General features: G+C 65.6%; 19 protein-coding genes and 1 rRNA gene. 13 read left to right on the top strand and 7 right to left on the bottom strand.

All coding sequences use genetic code 11. The features are described from left to right. Positions 1-85 precede the first annotated feature (85 nt). On the bottom strand, positions 86-1,729 hold the full coding sequence (locus GRS48_RS01405; protein WP_321168229.1) for a DNA-directed DNA polymerase II small subunit: 1,644 nt from the start codon (positions 1,727-1,729) through the stop codon (positions 86-88). Between the two features lie 149 nt (positions 1,730-1,878). Between GRS48_RS01405 and GRS48_RS01400 the strand changes: the two genes are divergently transcribed. Then, on the top strand, positions 1,879-2,940 hold the full coding sequence (locus tag GRS48_RS01400) for a S26 family signal peptidase (RefSeq protein WP_235027965.1): 1,062 nt from the start codon (positions 1,879-1,881) through the stop codon (positions 2,938-2,940). Between the two features lie 8 nt (positions 2,941-2,948). Here the strand turns inward: GRS48_RS01400 and GRS48_RS01395 are convergent, their stop codons facing one another. After that, on the bottom strand, positions 2,949-4,649 hold the full coding sequence (locus tag GRS48_RS01395; protein ID WP_159483157.1) for a Cdc6/Cdc18 family protein: 1,701 nt from the start codon (positions 4,647-4,649) through the stop codon (positions 2,949-2,951). Between the two features lie 1,230 nt (positions 4,650-5,879). Between GRS48_RS01395 and GRS48_RS01390 the strand changes: the two genes are divergently transcribed. From GRS48_RS01390 to GRS48_RS01375, 4 genes are all read left to right on the top strand, one after another. Further along, complete coding sequence (locus GRS48_RS01390; protein ID WP_159483156.1) at positions 5,880-6,521, top strand: Era-like GTP-binding protein; 642 nt, start codon at positions 5,880-5,882, stop codon at positions 6,519-6,521. Further along, the gene (locus GRS48_RS01385) at positions 6,521-6,931 is read left to right on the top strand and encodes a DUF2073 domain-containing protein (protein ID WP_159483155.1); all 411 of its coding nucleotides are present in this window, start codon (positions 6,521-6,523) and stop codon (positions 6,929-6,931) included. The genes GRS48_RS01390 and GRS48_RS01385 overlap by 1 nt, the downstream gene beginning before the upstream one ends. Further along, positions 6,932-7,579, top strand: coding sequence for a Zn-ribbon containing protein (locus GRS48_RS01380; RefSeq protein WP_159483154.1), 648 nt, complete (start codon positions 6,932-6,934; stop codon positions 7,577-7,579). A gap of 272 nt (positions 7,580-7,851) precedes the next feature. Next, positions 7,852-9,033 carry an aspartate kinase gene (locus GRS48_RS01375; RefSeq protein ID WP_159483153.1) on the top strand — a complete coding sequence of 394 codons (1,182 nt, stop codon included), beginning with the start codon at positions 7,852-7,854 and terminating at the stop codon, positions 9,031-9,033. 29 nt (positions 9,034-9,062) lie between these two features. Here GRS48_RS01375 and GRS48_RS01370 read toward each other — a convergent pair whose 3' ends face one another. Continuing rightward, a complete protein-coding gene (locus tag GRS48_RS01370; RefSeq protein ID WP_159483152.1) occupies positions 9,063-9,623 on the bottom strand; it encodes a hypothetical protein in 561 nt (186 codons plus the stop codon). Positions 9,624-9,677: 54 nt separating this feature from the next. Here GRS48_RS01370 and GRS48_RS01365 point away from each other — a divergent pair, with 54 nt between their 5' ends. Both GRS48_RS01365 and GRS48_RS01360 read left to right on the top strand, forming a co-directional pair. After that, positions 9,678-9,935, top strand: coding sequence for a hypothetical protein (locus tag GRS48_RS01365; protein WP_159483151.1), 258 nt, complete (start codon positions 9,678-9,680; stop codon positions 9,933-9,935). Next, positions 9,935-10,864 carry a hypothetical protein gene (locus GRS48_RS01360; protein ID WP_159483150.1) on the top strand — a complete coding sequence of 310 codons (930 nt, stop codon included), beginning with the start codon at positions 9,935-9,937 and terminating at the stop codon, positions 10,862-10,864. Before GRS48_RS01365 ends, GRS48_RS01360 begins: the two co-directional genes overlap by 1 nt. A gap of 38 nt (positions 10,865-10,902) precedes the next feature. Here GRS48_RS01360 and GRS48_RS01355 read toward each other — a convergent pair whose 3' ends face one another. Continuing rightward, on the bottom strand, positions 10,903-11,481 hold the full coding sequence (locus GRS48_RS01355; protein WP_159483149.1) for a hypothetical protein: 579 nt from the start codon (positions 11,479-11,481) through the stop codon (positions 10,903-10,905). 87 nt (positions 11,482-11,568) lie between these two features. Here GRS48_RS01355 and GRS48_RS01350 point away from each other — a divergent pair, with 87 nt between their 5' ends. Continuing rightward, on the top strand, positions 11,569-12,141 hold the full coding sequence (locus GRS48_RS01350; RefSeq protein ID WP_159483148.1) for a magnesium transporter: 573 nt from the start codon (positions 11,569-11,571) through the stop codon (positions 12,139-12,141). A gap of 113 nt (positions 12,142-12,254) precedes the next feature. Next, positions 12,255-12,770 carry a magnesium transporter gene (locus GRS48_RS01345; protein ID WP_159483494.1) on the top strand — a complete coding sequence of 172 codons (516 nt, stop codon included), beginning with the start codon at positions 12,255-12,257 and terminating at the stop codon, positions 12,768-12,770. Positions 12,771-12,932: 162 nt separating this feature from the next. Here GRS48_RS01345 and GRS48_RS01340 read toward each other — a convergent pair whose 3' ends face one another. Beyond that, the gene (locus GRS48_RS01340; protein ID WP_159483147.1) at positions 12,933-13,376 is read right to left on the bottom strand and encodes a DUF2391 domain-containing protein; all 444 of its coding nucleotides are present in this window, start codon (positions 13,374-13,376) and stop codon (positions 12,933-12,935) included. A 149-nt stretch (positions 13,377-13,525) separates the two neighbouring features. Between GRS48_RS01340 and GRS48_RS01335 the strand changes: the two genes are divergently transcribed. Next, a complete protein-coding gene (locus GRS48_RS01335; protein ID WP_159483146.1) occupies positions 13,526-14,203 on the top strand; it encodes a class I SAM-dependent methyltransferase in 678 nt (225 codons plus the stop codon). Between the two features lie 409 nt (positions 14,204-14,612). Next, entirely contained in the window at positions 14,613-17,246 is a 2,634-nt protein-coding gene (locus GRS48_RS01330) for a valine--tRNA ligase (protein ID WP_159483145.1), read from the top strand. 29 nt (positions 17,247-17,275) lie between these two features. On the opposite strand, the gene GRS48_RS01325 is transcribed toward GRS48_RS01330, so the two are convergent. Together GRS48_RS01325 and GRS48_RS01320 are read right to left on the bottom strand one after the other, a co-directional pair. Next, positions 17,276-18,334, bottom strand: coding sequence for a quinone-dependent dihydroorotate dehydrogenase (locus tag GRS48_RS01325; RefSeq protein WP_159483493.1), 1,059 nt, complete (start codon positions 18,332-18,334; stop codon positions 17,276-17,278). Positions 18,335-18,424: 90 nt separating this feature from the next. Then, the gene (locus GRS48_RS01320) at positions 18,425-18,628 is read right to left on the bottom strand and encodes a hypothetical protein (protein ID WP_159483144.1); all 204 of its coding nucleotides are present in this window, start codon (positions 18,626-18,628) and stop codon (positions 18,425-18,427) included. 395 nt (positions 18,629-19,023) lie between these two features. Between GRS48_RS01320 and GRS48_RS01315 the strand changes: the two genes are divergently transcribed. Further along, a complete protein-coding gene (locus GRS48_RS01315) occupies positions 19,024-19,353 on the top strand; it encodes a non-histone chromosomal MC1 family protein (protein ID WP_159483143.1) in 330 nt (109 codons plus the stop codon). A gap of 822 nt (positions 19,354-20,175) precedes the next feature. Then, a 16S ribosomal RNA gene (locus tag GRS48_RS01310) occupies positions 20,176-20,251 on the top strand; the annotation flags it as partial.

Here is a 20,251-nt window from a genome sequence, read left to right as displayed (position 1 = left end):
AGGTCACGGCGGGTGTGGCCGCGGCATGGTTCATAAGGGATCGGCCGCGCGATCAGGCGAACTTCTTGAGGGGTCGGCCCCGCGATCAGGCGAACTTCCGGACGGTCATCTCGAGGGTGTCGAGGTCGAGGATGGGGGCGAACCCGGAGTCGGGCTGGATGTTGACGGACTTCTGGAAATCGGTCTGTGCCTGCCAGCAGCCGGAGTTGACGGCGAGCACGTTGTGGTACTTCCCCCAGCCGAGCTTGTGGACGTGGCCGGTGTGGAACACGTCCGGAACGTTCTCGATGACCAAGTAGTCACGGTCCTCCGGGGCGACCCGCGTGTGTCCGCCGAACTGTGGCGCGACGTGGCGCTTCTTGAGGAGCTGGTACATCGCCTTGTGCGGCTCGTCGTAGCTCGCCTTCTCCTCGGGCAGTTCCGCGATCACCTCGTCGAGCGAGACGCCGTGATACATCAGCACGTCGACGCCCTCGACGGTAACCGTCGCCGGATTCGAGACGATCCGCGCGTCGTGAACGTCCATGATCCCCCTGAGCTCCTCGTTGAAGCCGGGCTGCGGTTCGGCCAGCCGGACGGCGTCGTGGTTGCCGGGAATCATCACGATCTCCGTGTCGCCCGGGACGTCCTTCAGGTGCTCCGCGAACGTCTCGTACTGTTCGTAGATGTCGACGATGTCGAGTTCCTCGTCCTGGTTCGGGTAGACTCCGACGCCCTCGACCATGTCGCCAGCGATGAGGACGTATTCGACCGGATCCGCCTCCGGCGTGTGGAGCCAGTCGGTAAACCGGTTCCACGCGTCGAGCATGAACTCGTCGCTCCCGACGTGGACGTCAGAGATGAGCGCGGCCTGCACGTGGCGATCGGCTGCACCGGGACGGTGGGTCCGGGGCACGTCGGGGAAGTGGAGCGCGTCCGCAAAGAGGATCCCCGCGTCGTCCGCGAGCGTTCCCTCGACGGCGACGCACTCGTCCATCAGGATCTCGTCGACGACGTCGGCCAACCCCTTGTCCTTCATCACGAGGGCGGGGAACGTCCCGGTGGTGTCTTCCAGTTCGATCAGCCAGTGGCCGGACTTCGTCGATCGGACGTCGTTGACGAGCCCGATCATGGCGGCGTCGCTCCCCCCCGGCATGTCCGCGATCGCCTCGGCCGGTCGGTGGGTGACACGACCACGGAGGACCTTCGAGAGGCGAGCGTACCGGTCGCGAAACGTCCGGACGAAGTCCATGTACTCGCCCGTCCCGGTGCTGTTCCCCGTCATGTCGTTGCCGATCTCCAGCTGTCGGAGTTCGGGGTCTCTAACGTGTTTCGACGCCGATCCGCTCTCGTTTTTCGACCCCTTCGTTTCGACTGGAGATCCGCGTTCAGTCCCCGAGGGATCGTCGGTAGCCGGTGGACCGGAAGCCGGGGTTGGGCCGGGAGCCGTATCGTCGGCGACACCGCCGCTACGGTCGTCGGTGACACCCCCGCCGCTACGATCGGTGGTGACACCGCTGTCACGGTCGTCGGCGAGGCTATCGGTAGCGTTTCCGGGCGTGTTCTCGATGGCGGCCCGGACGTGATCGGAGGTGATACGGAGGGCGTCGTCGGGCGCGTGATCGACGGCGGCTTCCATCGCGACCACCGGGTTCTGGGCACCGGCGAGGAGCGTGACGGCCTCGCGTTCGGCGTTGTAGCCCCGGCGCGCCAGCTCGCTCACGATACGGGCGTTCGACTCCAGCGGCACGTCCTCTGAGAGGCCGGTACGAGTCAAAACAGTTCCGGAGGCCGATCCGGCGGCGGGCTCCGCGGATCGCTTCGGGATACCGATGACGGGATACCGACGATCGAACCGGACCCGGAGACTTATAGCCGAAACTCGCCAACTCACGAACGATGGATCAAGGGGATCGACCGACGTCGGCCGACGACGGGGCTGACGACGTTGATCGGCCGGTAGACGACGACGAGACGGTCGAGTGCGAGACCGTCGACGACGAGACCGTCGACGACGAGGCCGTCGAGGACAATACGGTCGACGACGGTGAGCGGCCGGTTGACGACCTGGATACCGACGGTGACGATGGCCGGCCGGCCGCCGCCGCCGACGGATTCAACGACGTCGATCGGGCGATCGGCGACGACGCGGTCGACGAGTCCCTCCTCCACCGGTTCCGCCACGATACTGACGGCCCGTTGATGTGGGTCCGTGAGATGCTTTCGAGCGCCCTCATCGTGCTGGTGCTCGGCCTGCTGCTGTTCGCCGTGAGCGGGGTCTGGCCGCCCATGGTCGCCGTCGAGTCGGGCAGCATGGAGCCGAACATGGAGGTCGGTGACTTGGTGTTCGTCACCGAGCCAGGACGGTTTGCCCCCGACGCCGCGAACAACGACATCGGCGTCGTCACCTCCGAAGCCGGGGAAGCGGCGGGATACGAGACCTTCGGATCGTACGGCTCGGTCATCATCTTCCAACCGCCCGATCGGACGGCGTCGCCCATCATCCACCGGGCGATGTTTCACGTCGAGGCGGGCGAGGACTGGTACGACCGCGCGGACGAGCGGTTCCACCGTGCGGACGACTGTGCGGACCTCCGGAACTGCCCCGCACCGCACGACGGGTTCGTCACGCTCGGGGACAACAACGGCCAGTACGACCAGGTGAACGGCCTCTCGGAGCCCGTCAAAGCCGAGTGGGTTACCGGGGTCGCGAGGCTTCGCGTCCCGTATCTCGGGTACATCAGACTCATCGCGACCGGACAAGCGGATACCGGCGACGTCCTCTCCGTCGCGATACCTATCGATCCCGTGATCGCCGACGAGACACGAGGAGGGCCGGAACCCGTCGGAAACGGCACGGCTGACGTCACCGGGTGTTCGATCGGTGAGGTCGGAGACGGTTCCGGTCCGATGGTCGGGAGCGACGGTGCCCCGACAGCGGTGTCGACTGCGGGCGGATAACCGGCCGGTCAGTTGTCGAAGCGGGCCTGCACGAACGGCTGTGCGTTCTCGATGTCCCCGAGCCGTGAGTCCGACAGGAGGACGGCCTCGGTCTCCTCGACGGGCACGGACAGCCCCATTTCCTTGGTTCGGCCGTACCGACCCTTCGAGACGACGACGGCGTTGACGATCCCGAGCATGTCGAGTTCGCTGATCAGGTCGGTGACCCGACGCTGGGTGAGCACGTCGGCGTCGATCTCCTCACAGAGCCGTTTGTAGATGTTGAACACCTCGCCAGTGTTGATGTTGTGGACGCCGTTCTTCTCGAGGAGGATGACGGCGAAGAGAACGATCTTGCTCTGTGTCGGGAGCGTCCGGACCACCTCGACGACGCGGTCGAGTTCGATCTTGTCCTGTGCCTGTCTGACGTGCTCTTCGCCGACGATCTCCGCTTGTGACCGTTCCGCGAGCTCGCCCGCGGTCCGGAGGAGGTCGAGCGCGCGCCGAGCGTCGCCGTGTTCCTGTGCCGCGAACGCCGCACACAACGGGATCACGTCGTCGGTCAGGGCGTCGACCTTGAACGCGATGTCGGCACGGTGTTGAAGGATGTCGCGGAGCTGGTTGGCGTCGTACGGCGGGAAGACGATCTCCTCCTCGCCGAGGCTCGATTTGACGCGGGGGTCGAGGAAGTCGGTGAACTTCAGGTCGTTCGAGATACCCATGATGGAGATCCGCGAGTTGCCGAGCTCGGAGTTCATCCGCGAGAGGTTGTACAAGGTGTCGTCGCCGCTCTTCTCGACGAGCTTGTCGATCTCGTCGAGCATGATCACGACGACGCGTTCGTGGTAGTCAACGGCGTCGAAGAACGTCGAGTACACCCGGTCGGTCGGCCACCCCGTCATCGGTACTTCTTCCATTTCGGCTGCGTCGGCCTCCAGGTCGTCGATGCGCTCGTCCAATCCGTCGCGATCGACGAACTCGGTCCGCTCGATCGACGACGGGTCCTCCTCGGCGGCTGATCTGAGCTCCCGACAGCGGTCGAGGCGGGCGTCGATAAGCGACTGGTTCTTCTCGATGAACTTGTTCGCGAGCTGTGCGAGCACGCGGTACTGCGTGTCCGTCACTTCACAGTTGATGTATTCGACTTCACAGGGGACATCGTACTTCTGAGAGGTCGATTCGAGCTCCTGTGAGACGAACTTCGCGGACGCTGTCTTTCCGGTACCGGTCTTCCCGTAAATGAGGATGTTCGAGGGGGTTTCACCGCGAAGCGCGGAAACGAGGATCGTCGCCATCTGGTTGATCTGGTCGTTCCGGTGCGGGAGCTCGTGTGGCGTGTAAGAAGGACGGAGGACCTCTTTGTTCTCGAAGATCGGCTCGCCCGAGAGCAGGTCGTCGAACAGTCCTTGGGTGTCGTCATCGTCGTCGAGCACGACCCCGTTGAGGTCGACGTCGGTCGACGATCGGTCCCGGCCGCCGCTCTCGAGATCGACCGTAACGTCATCGGTCTCTGGGTCGGTTGCTGGGTCGGTTGCTGGGTTGGTTGTTGGGTCGGTTGCTGGGTCGATAGACGAGTCGGTGGATGAGTCGTCATCGGGGACGGCGTCCTCGTCGGCGGCCGCTACGGCTCGATCGGAAGTCGAAGGGGCTCCGTTTCGGGTGGGATGGTCACCGTTTCCGGTCTCGTCGTTCCCCGATCCTTCGCCCGCGTCTGGTGTGTTTTCGTCCATCGTAAACCCCCCTATTTCGTGTGGAAACAACGTCCGATGATGCCGAGTTAGCACCGAGACAGCCATTAGACGGAAGGCTGTGGCGGCAGTAGCAGCGAGGACGTGTCCAATTGATGCACTCGAACCAGATGAAGAGATGGTACAAAAGTGTTCCTCTCTAGAGTGGAAGCGAAGGGATCTCACGGGAGACGCCGGGAGGGTTCGTCGTCCACAGGACCGTCTCGAGTCCGCTACGGAGGCGATTGATTAGTAACGGATCGGTTGGATCAGTAGCGGACCGGTTGAACGTACGGAACAGTAATCCTCGATGGCGACGTTCGATCGGTACACTTCGGGGCGAGTCAGGTGTGTCACGACGGATCGAACGAACTGGGTCGCAACGAGCGGTCTCCCACGGTTAAGGACCTGTTACCACGGGACGTTCGGGCGATTCGGTAGCGGTGAGAGGAACGCCCCTGAGTCGATCGAACGCGATCTACCCATGACGTCGACGGAGGTTTGTGGAGTCCTAACGTCGTTTCGGACTTTTCTTGACAGGTTCCGTTGGATATCGAACGGTTCTCGTGGTGACCCCGCCCGGATCCGTCGAGCCGTCCGAACACCGTTCCAGTACGTCACCGTCGAACCCTCCAGTACGTCATCATCCAACCGCAGTTATCGACCCCGTCGTCACTAACGACCCGTCGTGACTCAACCCCCCCACCCCTTCGTTTCGGGTGGAACACGAGATCGAAGGTGGGGGTGGGGTCGAAAGTCGGGTTCTTCAAAGGCAGGTTTTATTAACCGCTATAGCGAACAGTACCCTCGGTCCTCTACCTGAGAAAATATCATAAGGCGTGTTCTAAATTTAAGCTATGAGCCCGTGTTCGTCCTGCGGTTCCGACCCCCCTCCCCCACTCGATCGTCGTCCTCCAGTCGAAACGAAGGGGTGGGGGGGCATGGGCGGACACACTCCAGATAGACACACTCGACAACGTGAACCATGACAAAGATGAGCATCGTCCGCCGCTTCGATACGACTGGATCCCCCTTCGACACGACTTGGATTTCTTTGGATCCACGTGTACGACTTCCTCCGTTCCCGTGTGATCCCTTCGACGGGAGTGACGGCTCAAACCCGCATCCACCGGTTTCGGTGGTGTCTGACGCAGTTCTTAAGTGAAAGGGGCGTAGAACCACATACAATTCCCCGCGCACGCGCAGGGAGAACCAACATATTTGGAGGTCAGGATGGGACTGCTCACGAACCTTAAAGACAGCATTTCACGGGTCACGGACGGGCTGTTCGCCGCGGAAGAGCCCAAGCGGATCGGGATCTACGGGCCGCCGAACGCCGGGAAAACGACCCTCGCGAACCGTATCGCACGCGATTGGACGGGTGACGCCGTCGGACCGGAGAGCCACATTCCACACGAAACGCGCCGGGCTCGCCGAAAGGAGAACGTCGAGATCGAACGGAACGGTCGGACCGTCACCATCGATATCGTCGACACGCCCGGTGTCACGACCAAGGTCGACTACAAGGAGTTCCTCGACCACGACATCGAAAAAGAGGACGCCGTCAGGCGGTCCCGCGAAGCGACCGAAGGGGTCGCCGAGGCCATGCATTGGCTCCGTGAGGACGTCGACGGCGTCATCTACGTGCTCGACTCGACGACGGACCCGTTCACGCAGGTGAACACGATGCTCATCGGGATCATCGAGTCGCAGGACCTGCCGGTGCTTATCCTCGCGAACAAGACCGACCTTCCGGGCACGGACGTCAAACAGATCGCGAACGCGTTCCCGCAGCACGAGACGATCCCGCTGTCGGCGCTCGAGGGCGAAAACATGGATGAAGTGTACACGAAGATCGCGGAGTACTTCGGATGATGCCGGGAGCAACCTCGAACGTCGGCGGCCGTGACGACGACGGTGCCGACGACGGCGTCCGTATCGACATGATAAGCGGCGCTCGGATGGAGGGGCTCACGGGTATGGAGAAGATCCGACTGATACTCGACGGGGTCCGCGACGGCAACATCGTCATCCTCGAGGAGGGGCTCGCGCCCGACGAGGAGTCGAAACTCATCGAGGTGACGATGACGGAGATCAGTCCGGACGACTTCACCGGCATCGAGATCGAGACGTATCCCAAAGCGGAGGCGTCGAACCAGAGCTTCCTGGACAAGCTCATGGGTCGTGAGTCGACACAGAAGCTCACCGTGATCGGGCCCGCGAACCGGATCGAGACGCTGCACAAAGACGAGAACCTCATCAGTACCCTCGTATCCCGTAAGTAGATGCCACACCAATGTACAGAGTGCGGCCGCACGTTTCCCGACGGCTCCAAGGAGATGCTCTCCGGCTGTCCCGACTGCGGGGGTAACAAGTTCCAGTTCAAGCCGAACGGCGTCGACGACGAGAACGCGGTGGCGGCTGACCCGACGGGGTCGACCGAACCTCCGACGCCGACTGACTCGACGGAACCACGCGGATCGACCGATCCGAAGCCGACGCGGTCCGAGCCGAAGCCGACGCCGTCCGAGCCGAAGCCGACGCAGTCCGAGCCGAAACCGACCGCGGAGCGTTCCGCGAGTTCCGAGCGCGTCTCGGACATCGACAACGAGGATACGGCACAGGCGAGCGCCCGTTCCGACGTGGTCAGCCCGGACGAACTGGACCGCGCGAGTCAGGAAGTCCCGCCCGCGGCCGACGAGAGCGCGGAACCGGGATCCGGTTCCGATCCCGACTCCGGACAGCGCCCAGGCATCGACGACCTCCGTGACGAGCTCAACGCGCAGTTCGAGAGCATCCGGATCGTCAGCCCCGGAAAATACGAGCTGAACCTGATGGAGCTGTACGACCGACAGGAGTACATCATCTCGCTGCAGGAGGACGGTCGTTACGTCATCGAGATGCCGGACGCGTGGGGCGTTAACGACGAGTAGTGGCCTGAAGCGGCGAATAGCGACCCGCAGCAGCGAGTAGCGACCTGCAGCGACGAGTAAGGAGACGTTATCGCCGGTCGACGATCTGAAAACACCAATTCGATTACTGTTATCCGAGAAGACACAGTTATGCGGTTCCCTCCGCTACGGGGGCGCATGTTTACTGACCAGCATCACCTCGCATCTCCCGGCGTCCTCGAAGGGCAGCCCGAAACGGGTCCTGTCCTCGGGAGCCGACCCGAAACCACTCCGTCACGAAACGAGGTCGTCGTATGCGCGTAGTCGCGAAGTTCGGCGGAACGAGCCTCGGGAGCGGCGACCGGATCAACCGCGCGGCCGACTCCATCGCCAGCGCGGTCGCGGCCGGCCACGAGATCGCGGTCGTCGCCAGCGCGATGGGATCGACGACCGACGACCTGCTCGACGACATCACCTTTGAGACGGACGACGCCGATCGGGCGGAGATCGTCTCGATGGGCGAGCGGACGAGCGTACGCATGCTGAAGGCCGCGCTCTCGGCCCGCGGGATCGACGCGGTCTTCCTCGAGCCCGGCCACCCCGACTGGCCGGTTATCACTAACGAGCTCGGCGAGCTCGACGTCGAGGAGACGCGAAAGCGCGCCGAGGCGGTCGCCGCCGACCTCGACGGTGTCGTTCCCGTCATCACGGGCTTCCTCGCCGAGGACCACGACGGGAACGTGACGACGCTCGGCCGCGGCGGATCGGACACGACGGCGGTCATGCTCGGCAACTACATGAACGCCGACGAGGTCGTCATCGTCACCGACGTCGAAGGGGTCATGACGGGCGATCCACGCGTCGTGGAGGGTGCCCGAAACGTCGGACAGATCACCGTCGACGAGCTTCGGAACCTCTCGTTCCGCGGCGCGGAGGTCGTCGCGCCGTCCGCGCTCTCGTACAAGAACGAGCGGCTCAACGTGCGGGTCGTCCACTATCAACACGGCGATCTGCTCACCGGTGGCACTCGCATCGAGGGCCAGTTCGAGAACCTCATCGACATGCGCGAGAAGCCGCTCGCGTGTCTCACCGTCGCGGGTCGCGCGATCCGGAACCGTCCCGGGATCCTCTCGGAGCTCACGGACGCGCTCCGCGAGGAAGCGATCAACATCGACGCCGTCGCCTCCGGGATGGACTCGGTCACGTTCTACGTCGACGTCGACGTCGCGGAGCGGGCGGAGGCGCTGCTTCACGAGGCGGTCGTCTCGGACGAAGCGCTCTCCTCCGTGACCGTCGACGACCCGATCGCGGTCATCCGCGTGACCGGCGGCGAGCTCCCGAACCAGTCGGGCGTCATTCAGAGCGTCATCGGCCCGCTGGCCGACTCCGGGATCAACATCATCGACCTCATCACGAGCGCGACGTCCGTCGCGGTCTTCGTCGACTGGGACGACCGGGAGGACGCACTCGATATCGTTCAGCAGCGGTTCGACTGATCAGCGTCCCACATCACTGCGCCGGCCGCTCACTCCTCCGAGCCGCGGTCCGGTTCGAGTCGAAACCGCGTCGTTGACCGTCCCTCGAAGCGTGGTCCCGGTCCTACCGGTTCGAACCCAGCAGCCTCGACGGCCGTATCCTCCGCGTCGTTGTCGGTGACGAGCACCTCGACGTCCATTCCTTCCCGAACCGCGAACCGCCGTGGCTCCTCGAACAGCCGGCGCACGACGGGTTCGTCACCCGCGAAATCGGTGACGTGGACGGTCCCGTCCCGCACGTCGAACGCGACGAACCCGTTTACGACGTCGTCCCCGTCCGCGTTCCTGTCCCCGTCACCGCCCCTGTCTCCATCTCTGTCCCCGTTTCCGTCACCGCCCCTGTCTCCATCTCCATCTCTGTCCCCGTCCAGGTCTCCACCCTCGGGCTCCGCCGCCTGGCCCTCGGGCCCCGTTCCGATACCCGACCCCGGATCGGAAACCGAGACGCGCACGGACCGATCGTGGACGGTATCGCGCAGTACGTCGACCGGTCGGCCGGTCAGCGACGCGAGCGCCTCGGCGTCGGATTCGAGTGCGTCACGGATCCGCATACTCCGCGTAGTTCGTCCGGCGGCTTAAGTTCGAGGTCGCCGTCCCGCCCGCCCGTGAGCGAGCCGACGCTAGCTGGTGAATCGTTGCTCGCCGCCGACGCGATACCGGCTGATGAGTCGACGCCGATCGAACGACTCGAAGCGAACCGGGGGGTGGACGCCGGCAGGGCAGTCCGACGCGGACTGGATGGATTTAAGCGGTCGGCGCTCACAGCCCAACGTATGAGCAAGGCCACCAAGGTCGTTCTCGGTACGGTCAGCGTGTCAGCACTCCTCTCGGTTCTCATCGTCCTCTCGTACGTCTTCGGGTGATGTTCTCGCCGCGAACGCTCGCGGACGACCTGGCCGCGGTTCGTGCGGATCACGCGCCGGGAACGCCGGTTCTCGACGTCGAGTCTGACTTCGAGACGCTTCCGCCGGCGGCTGCGGAGGACCTCGGCCTGTTCGTCAACGAACTCTCGCCCGCCACGTACCCCGAAGCGTGGCTCCCGACGGACGCGCCGGAGCTGCTCCGACGCTACGCGGGTCCTGACTTCACGGTCGGACTCCCCGGGGACGGAACCGTCGTTCGGACGACACAGACCCGACCGGACACGGTCCTCGTCAAACGACGTGCCGAGGGAACCCCGAACGACTTCCTCGCGCTCCTGATCGCCGACCGGCTCGTTCGGGTCGGCGCCGAGCCGAAGCCGGGCGCCCTCGTCGCCGACGGCGTCCCGACCGACCGGCTTCCGGAGACGTTCCTCCCGTTCTTCGGCCGGCTGTACGTCGACCTCGACGAAGCGATCCGGTCTCCAGAAACGGACGGGATCGAGGACGCCGACACGACCGCGGACGCTGACGGAGACCCTGCCGGTGTTGATGGCCCGAACGGCCCGGTCGGCTCCGGGCTCGCCCCGACCGACACGTATCAGGTCGCGAACGCGCTGTTCGACGCGTGGGTCGGCCTCCACACGCGCGATACCTTCGCGTCGTGGCGGGGGGAACACCCTCGACTGTTCGACGCGTGGCTCGACGCCGGCGACCGATTGGAAGGTCGACTCGGCGACCTCCCCCGGGAGGTCGCCCGCGGCGAGACCGACTTCGCGAGCGCCACCGAATACGCCTGCTCCGCAGTGAGACACGGGCTCGACCTCCCCGCACCGTTCGCGGCGCTCGACACCGAAGCCTACCGCGACCGCGGCGCGCCGTACGCCGTCACTTGGGCGGAGAAGACGTTCGAATCGATGGCTCGGATCTGACCCTGGACGGCTTCCAGGCGGTCGGGGCGATGACCCGCTTACACCTCGACGGCGACGTTCCCGTCGCCGTCGAGGTTGATGACGCCGTCGAACAGCTCGCGGAAGCGGTCGAGGGTCGCGACCTCGTGGACCTCCTCGGAGAGGTGAAAGATCCCGACGGCGTCGTGTTCCTTGAGCAAGTCGAGGATCTCGGCGGCCGCCTCGTACACCGCGTCGTCGTCGGCGTAGTAGGCCATCTCGGTGAGCGAGTCGACCGATACCCGCCGTTTCCCGTCGTGGTCGCTCAGGAAGCGTTCGACCCGGTCGACGACGCCGTCGAGGTCGTCGGGAGCGGAGACGTAGTAGACGTCATCGGTGGAGCGGCGCGAGTAGCCTCGTTCGACGGAGAGCGTGTCGAGGATGGTCGCTTCCGTCTCGTCGACGTCGTAGTACTCCAGCTTCTGCTCGACCTCGCGGGCGGTCGTTCGGGTGGAGACGACGAGAAAGGCATCCGTGTCCGTTTTCAGGAAATCCGTGTCGATACGGTCGGTCTCGCCGATACTCGGGTGAACGAGCAGGAGTCCCGTGCCACCGGGGATCGTTTCCGGCCCGTTCTCGATGGCGAGCGCGTAGTCCATACCGACGGAAGCCGCCGGACCGACTTAATCCTGCGGGCGATCCGAACGTCGCACCGCTTTTCACCCGAGCGGACGTTCGTCCGTTCGATGAACGGTCAGGACACCGCACGCGACGTCTACCGCCAGGCGCTTCCCGTGATCCTCGTCAGCCTGATCGCCGGGCTGTTCGCGGGAACTATCCTCGGGTCCGAGACGATGCGTGCCGGCATCGAAAGCGTGCCCGGGATCCTCCTCCTGTTGCCCGCGTTCCTCGCGACGCGGGGCGGCGTGTACGGGTCGCTCGGCGCACGGCTCTCGACCGGGCTCCATCAAGGGATCATTCAGCCCCGGTTCGAGCTCGACCGCCGACTCACGAACGCGATCGTCGCGTCCTTTATCAACGGGATGTCGGTGTCGGTGTTCATCGGCGTCGTCACCTACTTCGCGCTGTTCCTCTTCGGAGGTGACGGGAACCTCCTCGAACTCGTCGGGATCATGATCGTCGCCGGCCTGTTGTCCGCGGTGCTGATGTTGTCGGTTCTGGTGACGGTCATCTTCGTCGGCTATCGCCACGGGCTCGACCCGGACAACGTGATCGGGCCGGTCGTGACGACGCTCGGGGACGTCTTCGGCGTCCTGTTCTTGCTCGTCGGCATCTACGTCATGGGGGTGGTGCTGTGAGCGGTTCCGACCGCGGAGGGGACGGCTCGAACCCGACGGGCCGCGACTCCGACGCTTCCGTTCCGGAACCCGTCGTCGTCGACGAGTGGTCGGTGCGGCGGATCGTGTGGACCATGGTCCCGCTTCTCGCCGCGCTGTCGGTCCTCCAGTTGGTGTCGGGTTCGGTCCTCGAAACGTTCGAGGAGACGCTCCTCGAGAACCCCGCGCTGCTCGTGTTGGTGCCGGTCCAGATCGGGACGGCCGGCAACCTCGCGTCGATCATGTGCTCGCGGCTCACCACGCAGCTGTACCTCGGGACGTACGAGCCCAGCCTCTCGAACCCGGGGGTCCGAGCCAACGTCGTCGCGGTGTTCGGGCTCGCGGCGACCGTCTTCGGGGCGGTCGGGATCGCGGCGTGGGCGATCGGGACCGTCCTCGGCGGCGTCCTCGGGCTCGGAGAGGTGCTGTTCATCTCGCTTCTGTCCGGGCTGCTGTTGGCCGTCCTCGTCGTCACGACCAGCATCGTTTCCGTCGAGGCGTCCTACCGGATCGGACTCAACCCCGACGACACCACCATCCCCATCGTCACCAACGTCTGTGACATCACCGGCGTCCTGATCCTCTTCGCGGTCGTCTCGATCGTCTTGTGACGCCGGTCGACGTGGTCACGCCCACCGTGTCGCGTCACCGACCTCGCACCACCGACCTCGTACCACCGACCTCGCGCGACCGACCTCGCGCGACCGACCTCGCGCGACCGACCTCGCGCGACCGACCTCGCACCACTGACCTCGTAACCACCGCTCTCCCGATCAGAACACGCTGTCCGCGGTCGCGGCCCCGACGACGCTGAACACCGCGCCGACGGTGATCGCCTTGAACGTCGTCAGCCACAGGTCGATCCCCGTAACCCCTTGCTCGACGAGGAAGGTGTCCGGCGCGTCGAACAGCATCGCCAACACGAACACGGAGCCGAACGCGACGGTCATCAGCGACAGGAACCGGATCGGGAGGCCGAACAGGCGGCGTTCCGCTCCGGGGTCGCGGTCGGTGTCGGCGCGATACAGCGCGGCGTACCCGATCGTCGCCACGACGCCGGCTGTGAGGAGGGCCTGAAACACGTTCATCCCGCTGGCAAGCAGCCACACCTCCTCCGTCACCACGAACGGCCCCGCGAGCAGGAACCCGCCGACGATCTGCTGTGCGGAGTCGGCCGGACGAAACCGCGGGCGACGGAACCCCTTCGGTCGTTTCATACGCCCCGTGGTTCGTCGAACGACAAAACACCGACGGCATCCGTGCGGCTTTCGCCAGGGAGCGCGCCGGATTCGGCCACTGATCGTGCCGACTCCGGCCATCGGGCGTGTCCGATCCGGTTTTCACCCACGCCTGCGTGCGCACGCTCATGAGCGTTCGAGCGGAGTTCGACGACTGGGCGACCTCGGGGAAGGACCGCGGCATGGAGGACCGTCACTGGCACACCGCCAAACACGTCCTCGCACGGATGCCGATCGAGGAGGACGACGTCGTCCTCGACCTCGGCACCGGCTCGGGGTATGCGCTACGTGCCCTCCGGGAGCGGGGGATCGACCGCGGGTACGGCCTCGACGGCGCGCCGGAGATGGCGCGGAACGCGCGCGGATACACCGACGACGAGGACGTCGCGTTCATCGTCGGGGACTTCGATATGCTCCCGTTCGCCGACGACGCGGTCGACCACGTCTCGACCATGGAGGCGTTCTACTACGCCGCGGACCCACACCGAACGCTTCGGGAAGTACGGCGGGTCCTGAAGCCGGGCGGTACGTTCTACTGCGCGGTGAACTACTTCGCCGAGAGCGAGTCGACCCACGGGTGGCAGGAGCACATCTCCGTCGACATGACGTTGTGGAGCCGGGCGGAGTACCGCGAGGCGTTCCGCGAGGCCGGCCTCGCCGTCGCCGAGCAGGACACGATCCCCGACCGCGAGATCCACATCCCGCCGGTCGACGCGTTCCCGACCGACGACTGGGAGAGCCGCGAGGCGATGGTCGACCGGTACCGGACGTGGGGGACGCTGTTGACCGTCGGCGTCGCGCCCTGAGGGCGTTTCGGACCGGTTCGGCGATTCGGACGGCTGGGTGGTCGGTGGGTGGATGGCCGGGCGGTCCGAGCGTTCGGGTGGCTCGGGCGGTCCGAGCGTTCGGGTGGCTCGGGCGGTCCGAGCGTTCGGGTGGCTCGGGTGGTCCGGACGCTCGGACTGCCTCTGACCCTCCTTCCACGACCGCACGGCACCTCGCCCCTCCCCAGCCTCGGTCGGTGGCGGCCGCGGGACCGCACCGCGCCGCGGCCGCCACCGACCTCCCTCGCGCGCGTTTCTCGCGCGCGCCGTCGTCTTTTAAGTAATCTGCCGTGTCGCGCTTCGACGGGCCGTTCGAGCGGCACGACGGTCCGTGACGGCTTCCGGCTAACCGAGTCCGTTAAGGGGTAACCGGGGGAAGCCACACCCAATAATGCCCACCGGAGAGTACGACCCCGACGCCGCGGAGCCGCGGTGGCAGCGACGCTGGGTCGACGACGCGACGTACGCCTACCCGGACGGCCCGGTCGATCCGAACACGGCCTTCTCCATCGACACGCCGCCGCCGACCGTCTCGGGGAGCCTCCACTGGGGACACGTGTACGGCTCGATCCTCCAGGACGTCGTCGCCCGCTTCCACCGGATGTACGACAGCGAGGTGTTCTACCCCTTCGGCTACGACGACAACGGGATCGCCTCCGAGCGCCTCGCCGAGCGCGAACTCGAGATCCGTCACCAGGACTTCGATCGGCGCGAGTTCCAACAGAAGTGTCGGGAGGTCTGTCTGGAGTACGAGGAGGACTTCACCGAGAAGATGCAGGGGGTCGGCCTCTCCATCGACTGGGACAACACCTACCGAACGATCTCCCCCGAAGTCCAGCGCGTCTCCCAGCTCTCCTTCATCGACCTGTACGAGAAGGGCCGCGAGTACCGCCACGAAGCGCCCGCGATCTGGTGTCCCGAGTGTGAGACCGCGATCTCACAGGTCGAGACCGAGGACGACGAGCGCGACTCGCACTTCCACGACATCGAGTTCGGCGTCGTCGACGGCGACGCCTTCACGATCTCGACGACCCGACCCGAACTCCTCCCCGCCTGCGTCGCCGTCTTCGTCCACCCGGATGACGACGACAACGCACACCTCGTCGACGAGCGGGCCGAGGTCCCGCTGTTCGGCCACGACGTCCCGATCCTCGCCGACGACCGCGTCGACATGGACACCGGCTCCGGGATCGTGATGTGCTGTACGTTCGGCGACCAGAACGACATCGAGTGGTACCAGGCGCACGACCTCGACCTGCGCGTCGCCATCGACGAGTCCGCACACATGACCGACGTGGCCGGCGACTACGAGGGGCTCCACTCCTCGGAGGCCCGCGAGGCCATCGTCGCGGACCTCGACGACGCGGGGGCGCTGCTCGATCGCTGGGGGATCTCCCACGCGGTCAACGTCCACGAGCGCTGCGGGACGAGCGTCGAGTTCCTCGTCACCGAACAGTGGTACGTCGAGGTGCTCGACAAGCGCGAGGAGTACCTCGAGGCGGGCCGCGAGATGGAGTGGTTCCCCGAGAAGATGTTCACGCGGTACGAACACTGGGTCGAGGGGCTCCAGTGGGACTGGCTGATCTCCCGACAGCGCTCCTCGGGGATCCCGTTCCCCGTCTGGTACTGCGAGGAGTGTGACGCCGAGGTGCTCGCCGAGAAGGAGGACCTCCCCGTTGATCCCCTCTCGGACGACCCGCCCGTCGACGCCTGCCCGGAGTGTGGTCACGGCGGGTTCGTCCCCGAGGACGACGTGCTCGACACGTGGGCGACGTCCTCGCTCACCCCGCTCATCAACGCGGGCTGGGACTGGGACGCGGAGGCGGGCGAGTTCGCGATGGAGCGCCCGGAGATCTACCCGATGGACGTCCGACCGCAGGGCCACGACATCATCTCCTTCTGGCTGTTCCACACCGTGATCAAGTGTTACGAACACACCGGCGAGGTGCCGTTCGAGTCGACGATGATCAACGGGATGGTCCTCGACCAGAACCGCGAGAAGATGTCGAAATCGAAGGGCAACGTCGTCGAGCCGGACGCGGTGTTAGAGGAGTACCCGGTCGACGCCGCCCGCTACTGGGCGGCCGGCTCCGCGATCGGCGACGACCTCCCGTACCAGGAGAAGGGGCTTCGCGCGGGCGAGAAGCTGATCCGCAAGCTGTGGAACGCCTCGAAGCTCGTCGAGTCGCTCGCGGACGACCCGTATCCGGACCGACCCGACGGGCTCCGCGAGCTGGACCGCTGGATGCTCGCCGAGCTCGACCGTGAGATCGAGTCGCTCACCGGCCGGCTGGAGCGCCGCGAGTTCTCGAAGGCCCGCGACGGCCTCCGGTCGTTCTTCTGGGGCACGTTCTGTGACGACTACCTCGAGATCGCCAAGGAGCGGGCCGACGAGTCGGCGGCGTACACCCTCGCGGTCGCACACCGTCGCTTCGTGAAGCTGTTCGCACCCTTCCTCGCGCACGTCACCGAGGAGCTGTGGCACGACATGTACGCCGCCGGGGCGACGGGGGACGCGAACGACTCCGTTCACCTGGCCGATTGGCCCGAGCCGCTGGGGATCGAGGCGGACCACGAGGGCGGGGCGGCCGCCATCGCCGTCGTCGGCGCGCTCCGACGGTACAAAAGCGAGCACCAGCTCCCCCTCAACGCGGAGCTCGACGCCGTCGAGGTGTACGCCGACGTGCGCGGCTTCGAGGACGACGTGACCGGCGTGATGCACGTCGGGGAGCTCACGGTTCACCCGAACGCCGACGCTCCCGTCGAGACGGTCGTGAGCGGGATCGACCTCGACTACGCGGTCGTCGGCCCGAAGTTCGGCGGCAAGGTGGGCGACATCGAGGCGGCGATCGCGCGCGAGGAGTACGAGATCGACGGCGACGAGCTCCACGTCGCGGACGTCACGCTCTCGGGCGAGGAGTTCGCGATCGAAGAGGAGCGGCGGTACGCCGGCGACGGCGAGTTCCTCGAGGCCGACGACGTGGTCGTCATCGTCCCCGACGGGGCGTCGGTCGGCGACGAGTAGTCGCCGGGCTCGCGACGGGAGCTCCCGGCTCAGTCTAAGTCCGCACCGATGGCGTCGGCAACGGTGTCGAAGCCGTCCCGGTCGAGTAACTCGATCAGTCCTTCGTTGATGTCGCGTGCGAGGCCCGGTCCCTGATAAACGAGCCCCGTGTAGAGCTGGACCATCGACGCGCCCGCGCGGATCTTCTCGTAGGCACCCTCGGCGTCGGAGATCCCGCCGACCCCGACGACGGGGACGTCGGTGCGCTCCGCGACGAACCGCACGAGCCCGGTGGCCATCCCCTCGATCGGTCTCCCGGAGAGCCCGCCGCGCTCGGCCCGTTCGGGGCTCCGAAGCGATTCGGGGCGGGACGTGGTCGTGTTCGTCGCGATCACGCCGTCGAGGTCGAGGTCGTCGACGACGCCCAGTGCGTCCTCGATCGCGGGCTTCGGGAGGTCCGGCGAGAGCTTCACCAGAAGCGGGCTCGCGCCCGCGTCGACGAGCGTCCCGAGGATCGACTCCAGCGCCTCGCGGTTCTGGAGCTCCCGGAGGCCGGGGGTGTTCGGACTCGACACGTTGACCGCGAAGTAATCGCCGGCGTCGGCCACGCGCTCGTACGTGTACCGGTAATCCGCGGCGGCATCGTCGAGGGGAGTCGCCTTCGACTTGCCGATGTTGATCCCCACGGGGACGTCGGGAAGCGGCTCCCGATCGAGGCGCTCACCGACGGCGTCGGCGCCCTGGTTGTTGAACCCCATTCGATTGATCAGCGCCTCGTCCTCGCGGAGGCGGAACATCCGCGGCCGGGGGTTCCCCGGCTGTCGGTCGGCGGTGACGCCCCCGACCTCGACGTGGCCGAAACCGAGGGCGGCGAGCGCTCGCGGCGCCTCGGCGTTCTTGTCGAACCCGGCGGCGACGCCGACCGGGGTCGGGAACGACTGCCCGAACGCGGTCGTCTCCAGCCGCGGGTCGTCAACGGTGTACCGTCGCCGCATGGCCGTCTGGACCGGCGTTCCCTGTACGGCGCGCAGGAGTCGATGGGTCGCGTTGTGTGCGGTCTCCGGCGGCAGCGAGAACAGCGCCGGCTTCAACAGGTCGTACGCGCTCATTGACGGGTGGTCGTGGTCGACGGCCATCAATCCGCCGACAACCGCCGACGCCGCGGCTCGGCGCGGGCGGGTGACACGTATCGAACGGGGTCAGAAGTCGTGTTCTAAGTCCTGAGGATCGGAGTCGGCCTTCTGGATGATGATCTTCCCGTCACGGACGCGGACGAACACCTCGTCGCCGATCTCCATCCCGGCGACGGCGAGTTCGTCCTCGTGGAGGTTTACGTGGACGTTGTGGTACTTCCCGTCCTCGTCTTTAGCGCCGCTCGGACTGAGCTTCTTCTTGCGAACCATCGCGGGTGTCTGCGTCGAACTTCGCAACAGTAGATACATAAGTGTTGTTTACGCGTCCCCGTTCCTGGGCCTCGGCACCCGCTGACGGTCGGACCGAGCGGCCCTCGACTCGAAACGTCCTCCTCCCCTCCTCCGGAGCTCGTCGAGGCGATGGTTTCTGATCCGCTCTCGAAACGCGAGCGGACGTCGGTCGGTCGGCGCTCCCGGGCCACGAGAGCCCGCGCGCGAGCCCATCGTCGGTCGTTTCGTCCGACCAACTCCCCGTCGCTATCGTCTCGAGCCGTCGAAAACGCTAGCCCTCCCCGACTTCATATATAAATGACCTCCCCACCAGCTTTCATTTCCCCGATATATTTATAACGGATTGTGTGCTTCGTTGTCATGGAGCTAAAACCATGGTACGTGAAGACGGTAAGCGCAACTTCGCCCTTCGCGAGGAGGACGGATCGGAACCGAGCGAGTTCTCCGGGAACATGCCGCGCCAGGCGGCACTCAAGGCGGCACGAACTCTCGAACCGGGCCCTTCGGAGGCGGAAGCCGAGCGGACGACGATCCGACTCCGCGAGAAAGGGACCAAGAAAGTCCACGAATACGAGGGGTGGGCGTGGAAGGCCGACGCCCCCGAGGTCGACGAGGCCGACGACGAGTTCTGGCTCAACGACCTCGAGAACATCACGAAGGCGAACGTGTCGAAACAGGGCATCGAATACCTCGACGAGGAGTAGCCGTTCCGCTACGGTCCGCGTTTTTAACGACACGTCACCGTCACCACGTGCAGACGCCTGTCTTACACCGTGTGGTCAGGCGTGAAACGACGGTTGGATTCCGGCCTCCACTTCCGTTTAGCCGATCGGCCGCCGCCAGCTCGGATCGCCGGTTCGCCGCCCACCCGACACGTCCTCGGATACCGGCGTTCGCGTCGTTGGTTCTTCGCGCGCGGTCGCGCACGCACGTCGCGAGGATCAAAAAAGAGGGTACGCGCCCCCTCGTCGGCGAGAGAGGTGCATGGTCGAACCCCAGTGGACGCGACTGCAGCGATTCGGGCTCCGGTCCACCCCGTGGGCCGGGGCCTCCGTGAGAACACGTTCCCATGAAACCGCATGACGAAGGGCGATCGGTTCGACGGGGTTAAGTACAACCCGGGCATTCGGATTAATGCGAAGAGCCCCCCGCCGTGGGGGGCAACGGCCGGCCGCGACGCGGCCGGTCGACGCGTTCCGACGCCCTTATCAGTGTAAGGGTGTTCGAACGTAATGCGAAGAACGCATCGCGGACTCGGGCCGTTCAACTCGGCCCGGTTTCGCTGGACCAGTTCAGGTCCGATGGGTTTATAGCCCATCGTGGCCAACGTTCAGGTCCGAGAAAGATGAGGATCTCGCCCCCTGCGCTCCGGCGTAAGAGGGGATCTGATGTGAGCCTTGGTAGTTCGGTGTCATCCAGGTCGCTGGGTGGGCCGGACACCATATTGGACCATGCAATGGTGTTTTGACATCTCGTCAAAACCCGCCAACCCCCTCCGTGCCGGGAACCAGGCGCGGAGGTTATTCATTCCGGTTGATCCTGCCGGAGGCCATTGCTATTGGGATCCGATTTAGCCATGCTAGTTGTACGAGTTCATACTCG

It is taken from the genome of Halorubrum sp. JWXQ-INN 858 (assembly GCF_009806985.1).
Taxonomy (GTDB): domain Archaea; phylum Halobacteriota; class Halobacteria; order Halobacteriales; family Haloferacaceae; genus Halorubrum.
The sequence above is the reverse complement of the archived record's forward strand: the minus strand, read 5'-3'. Positions and strand labels throughout refer to the sequence as shown.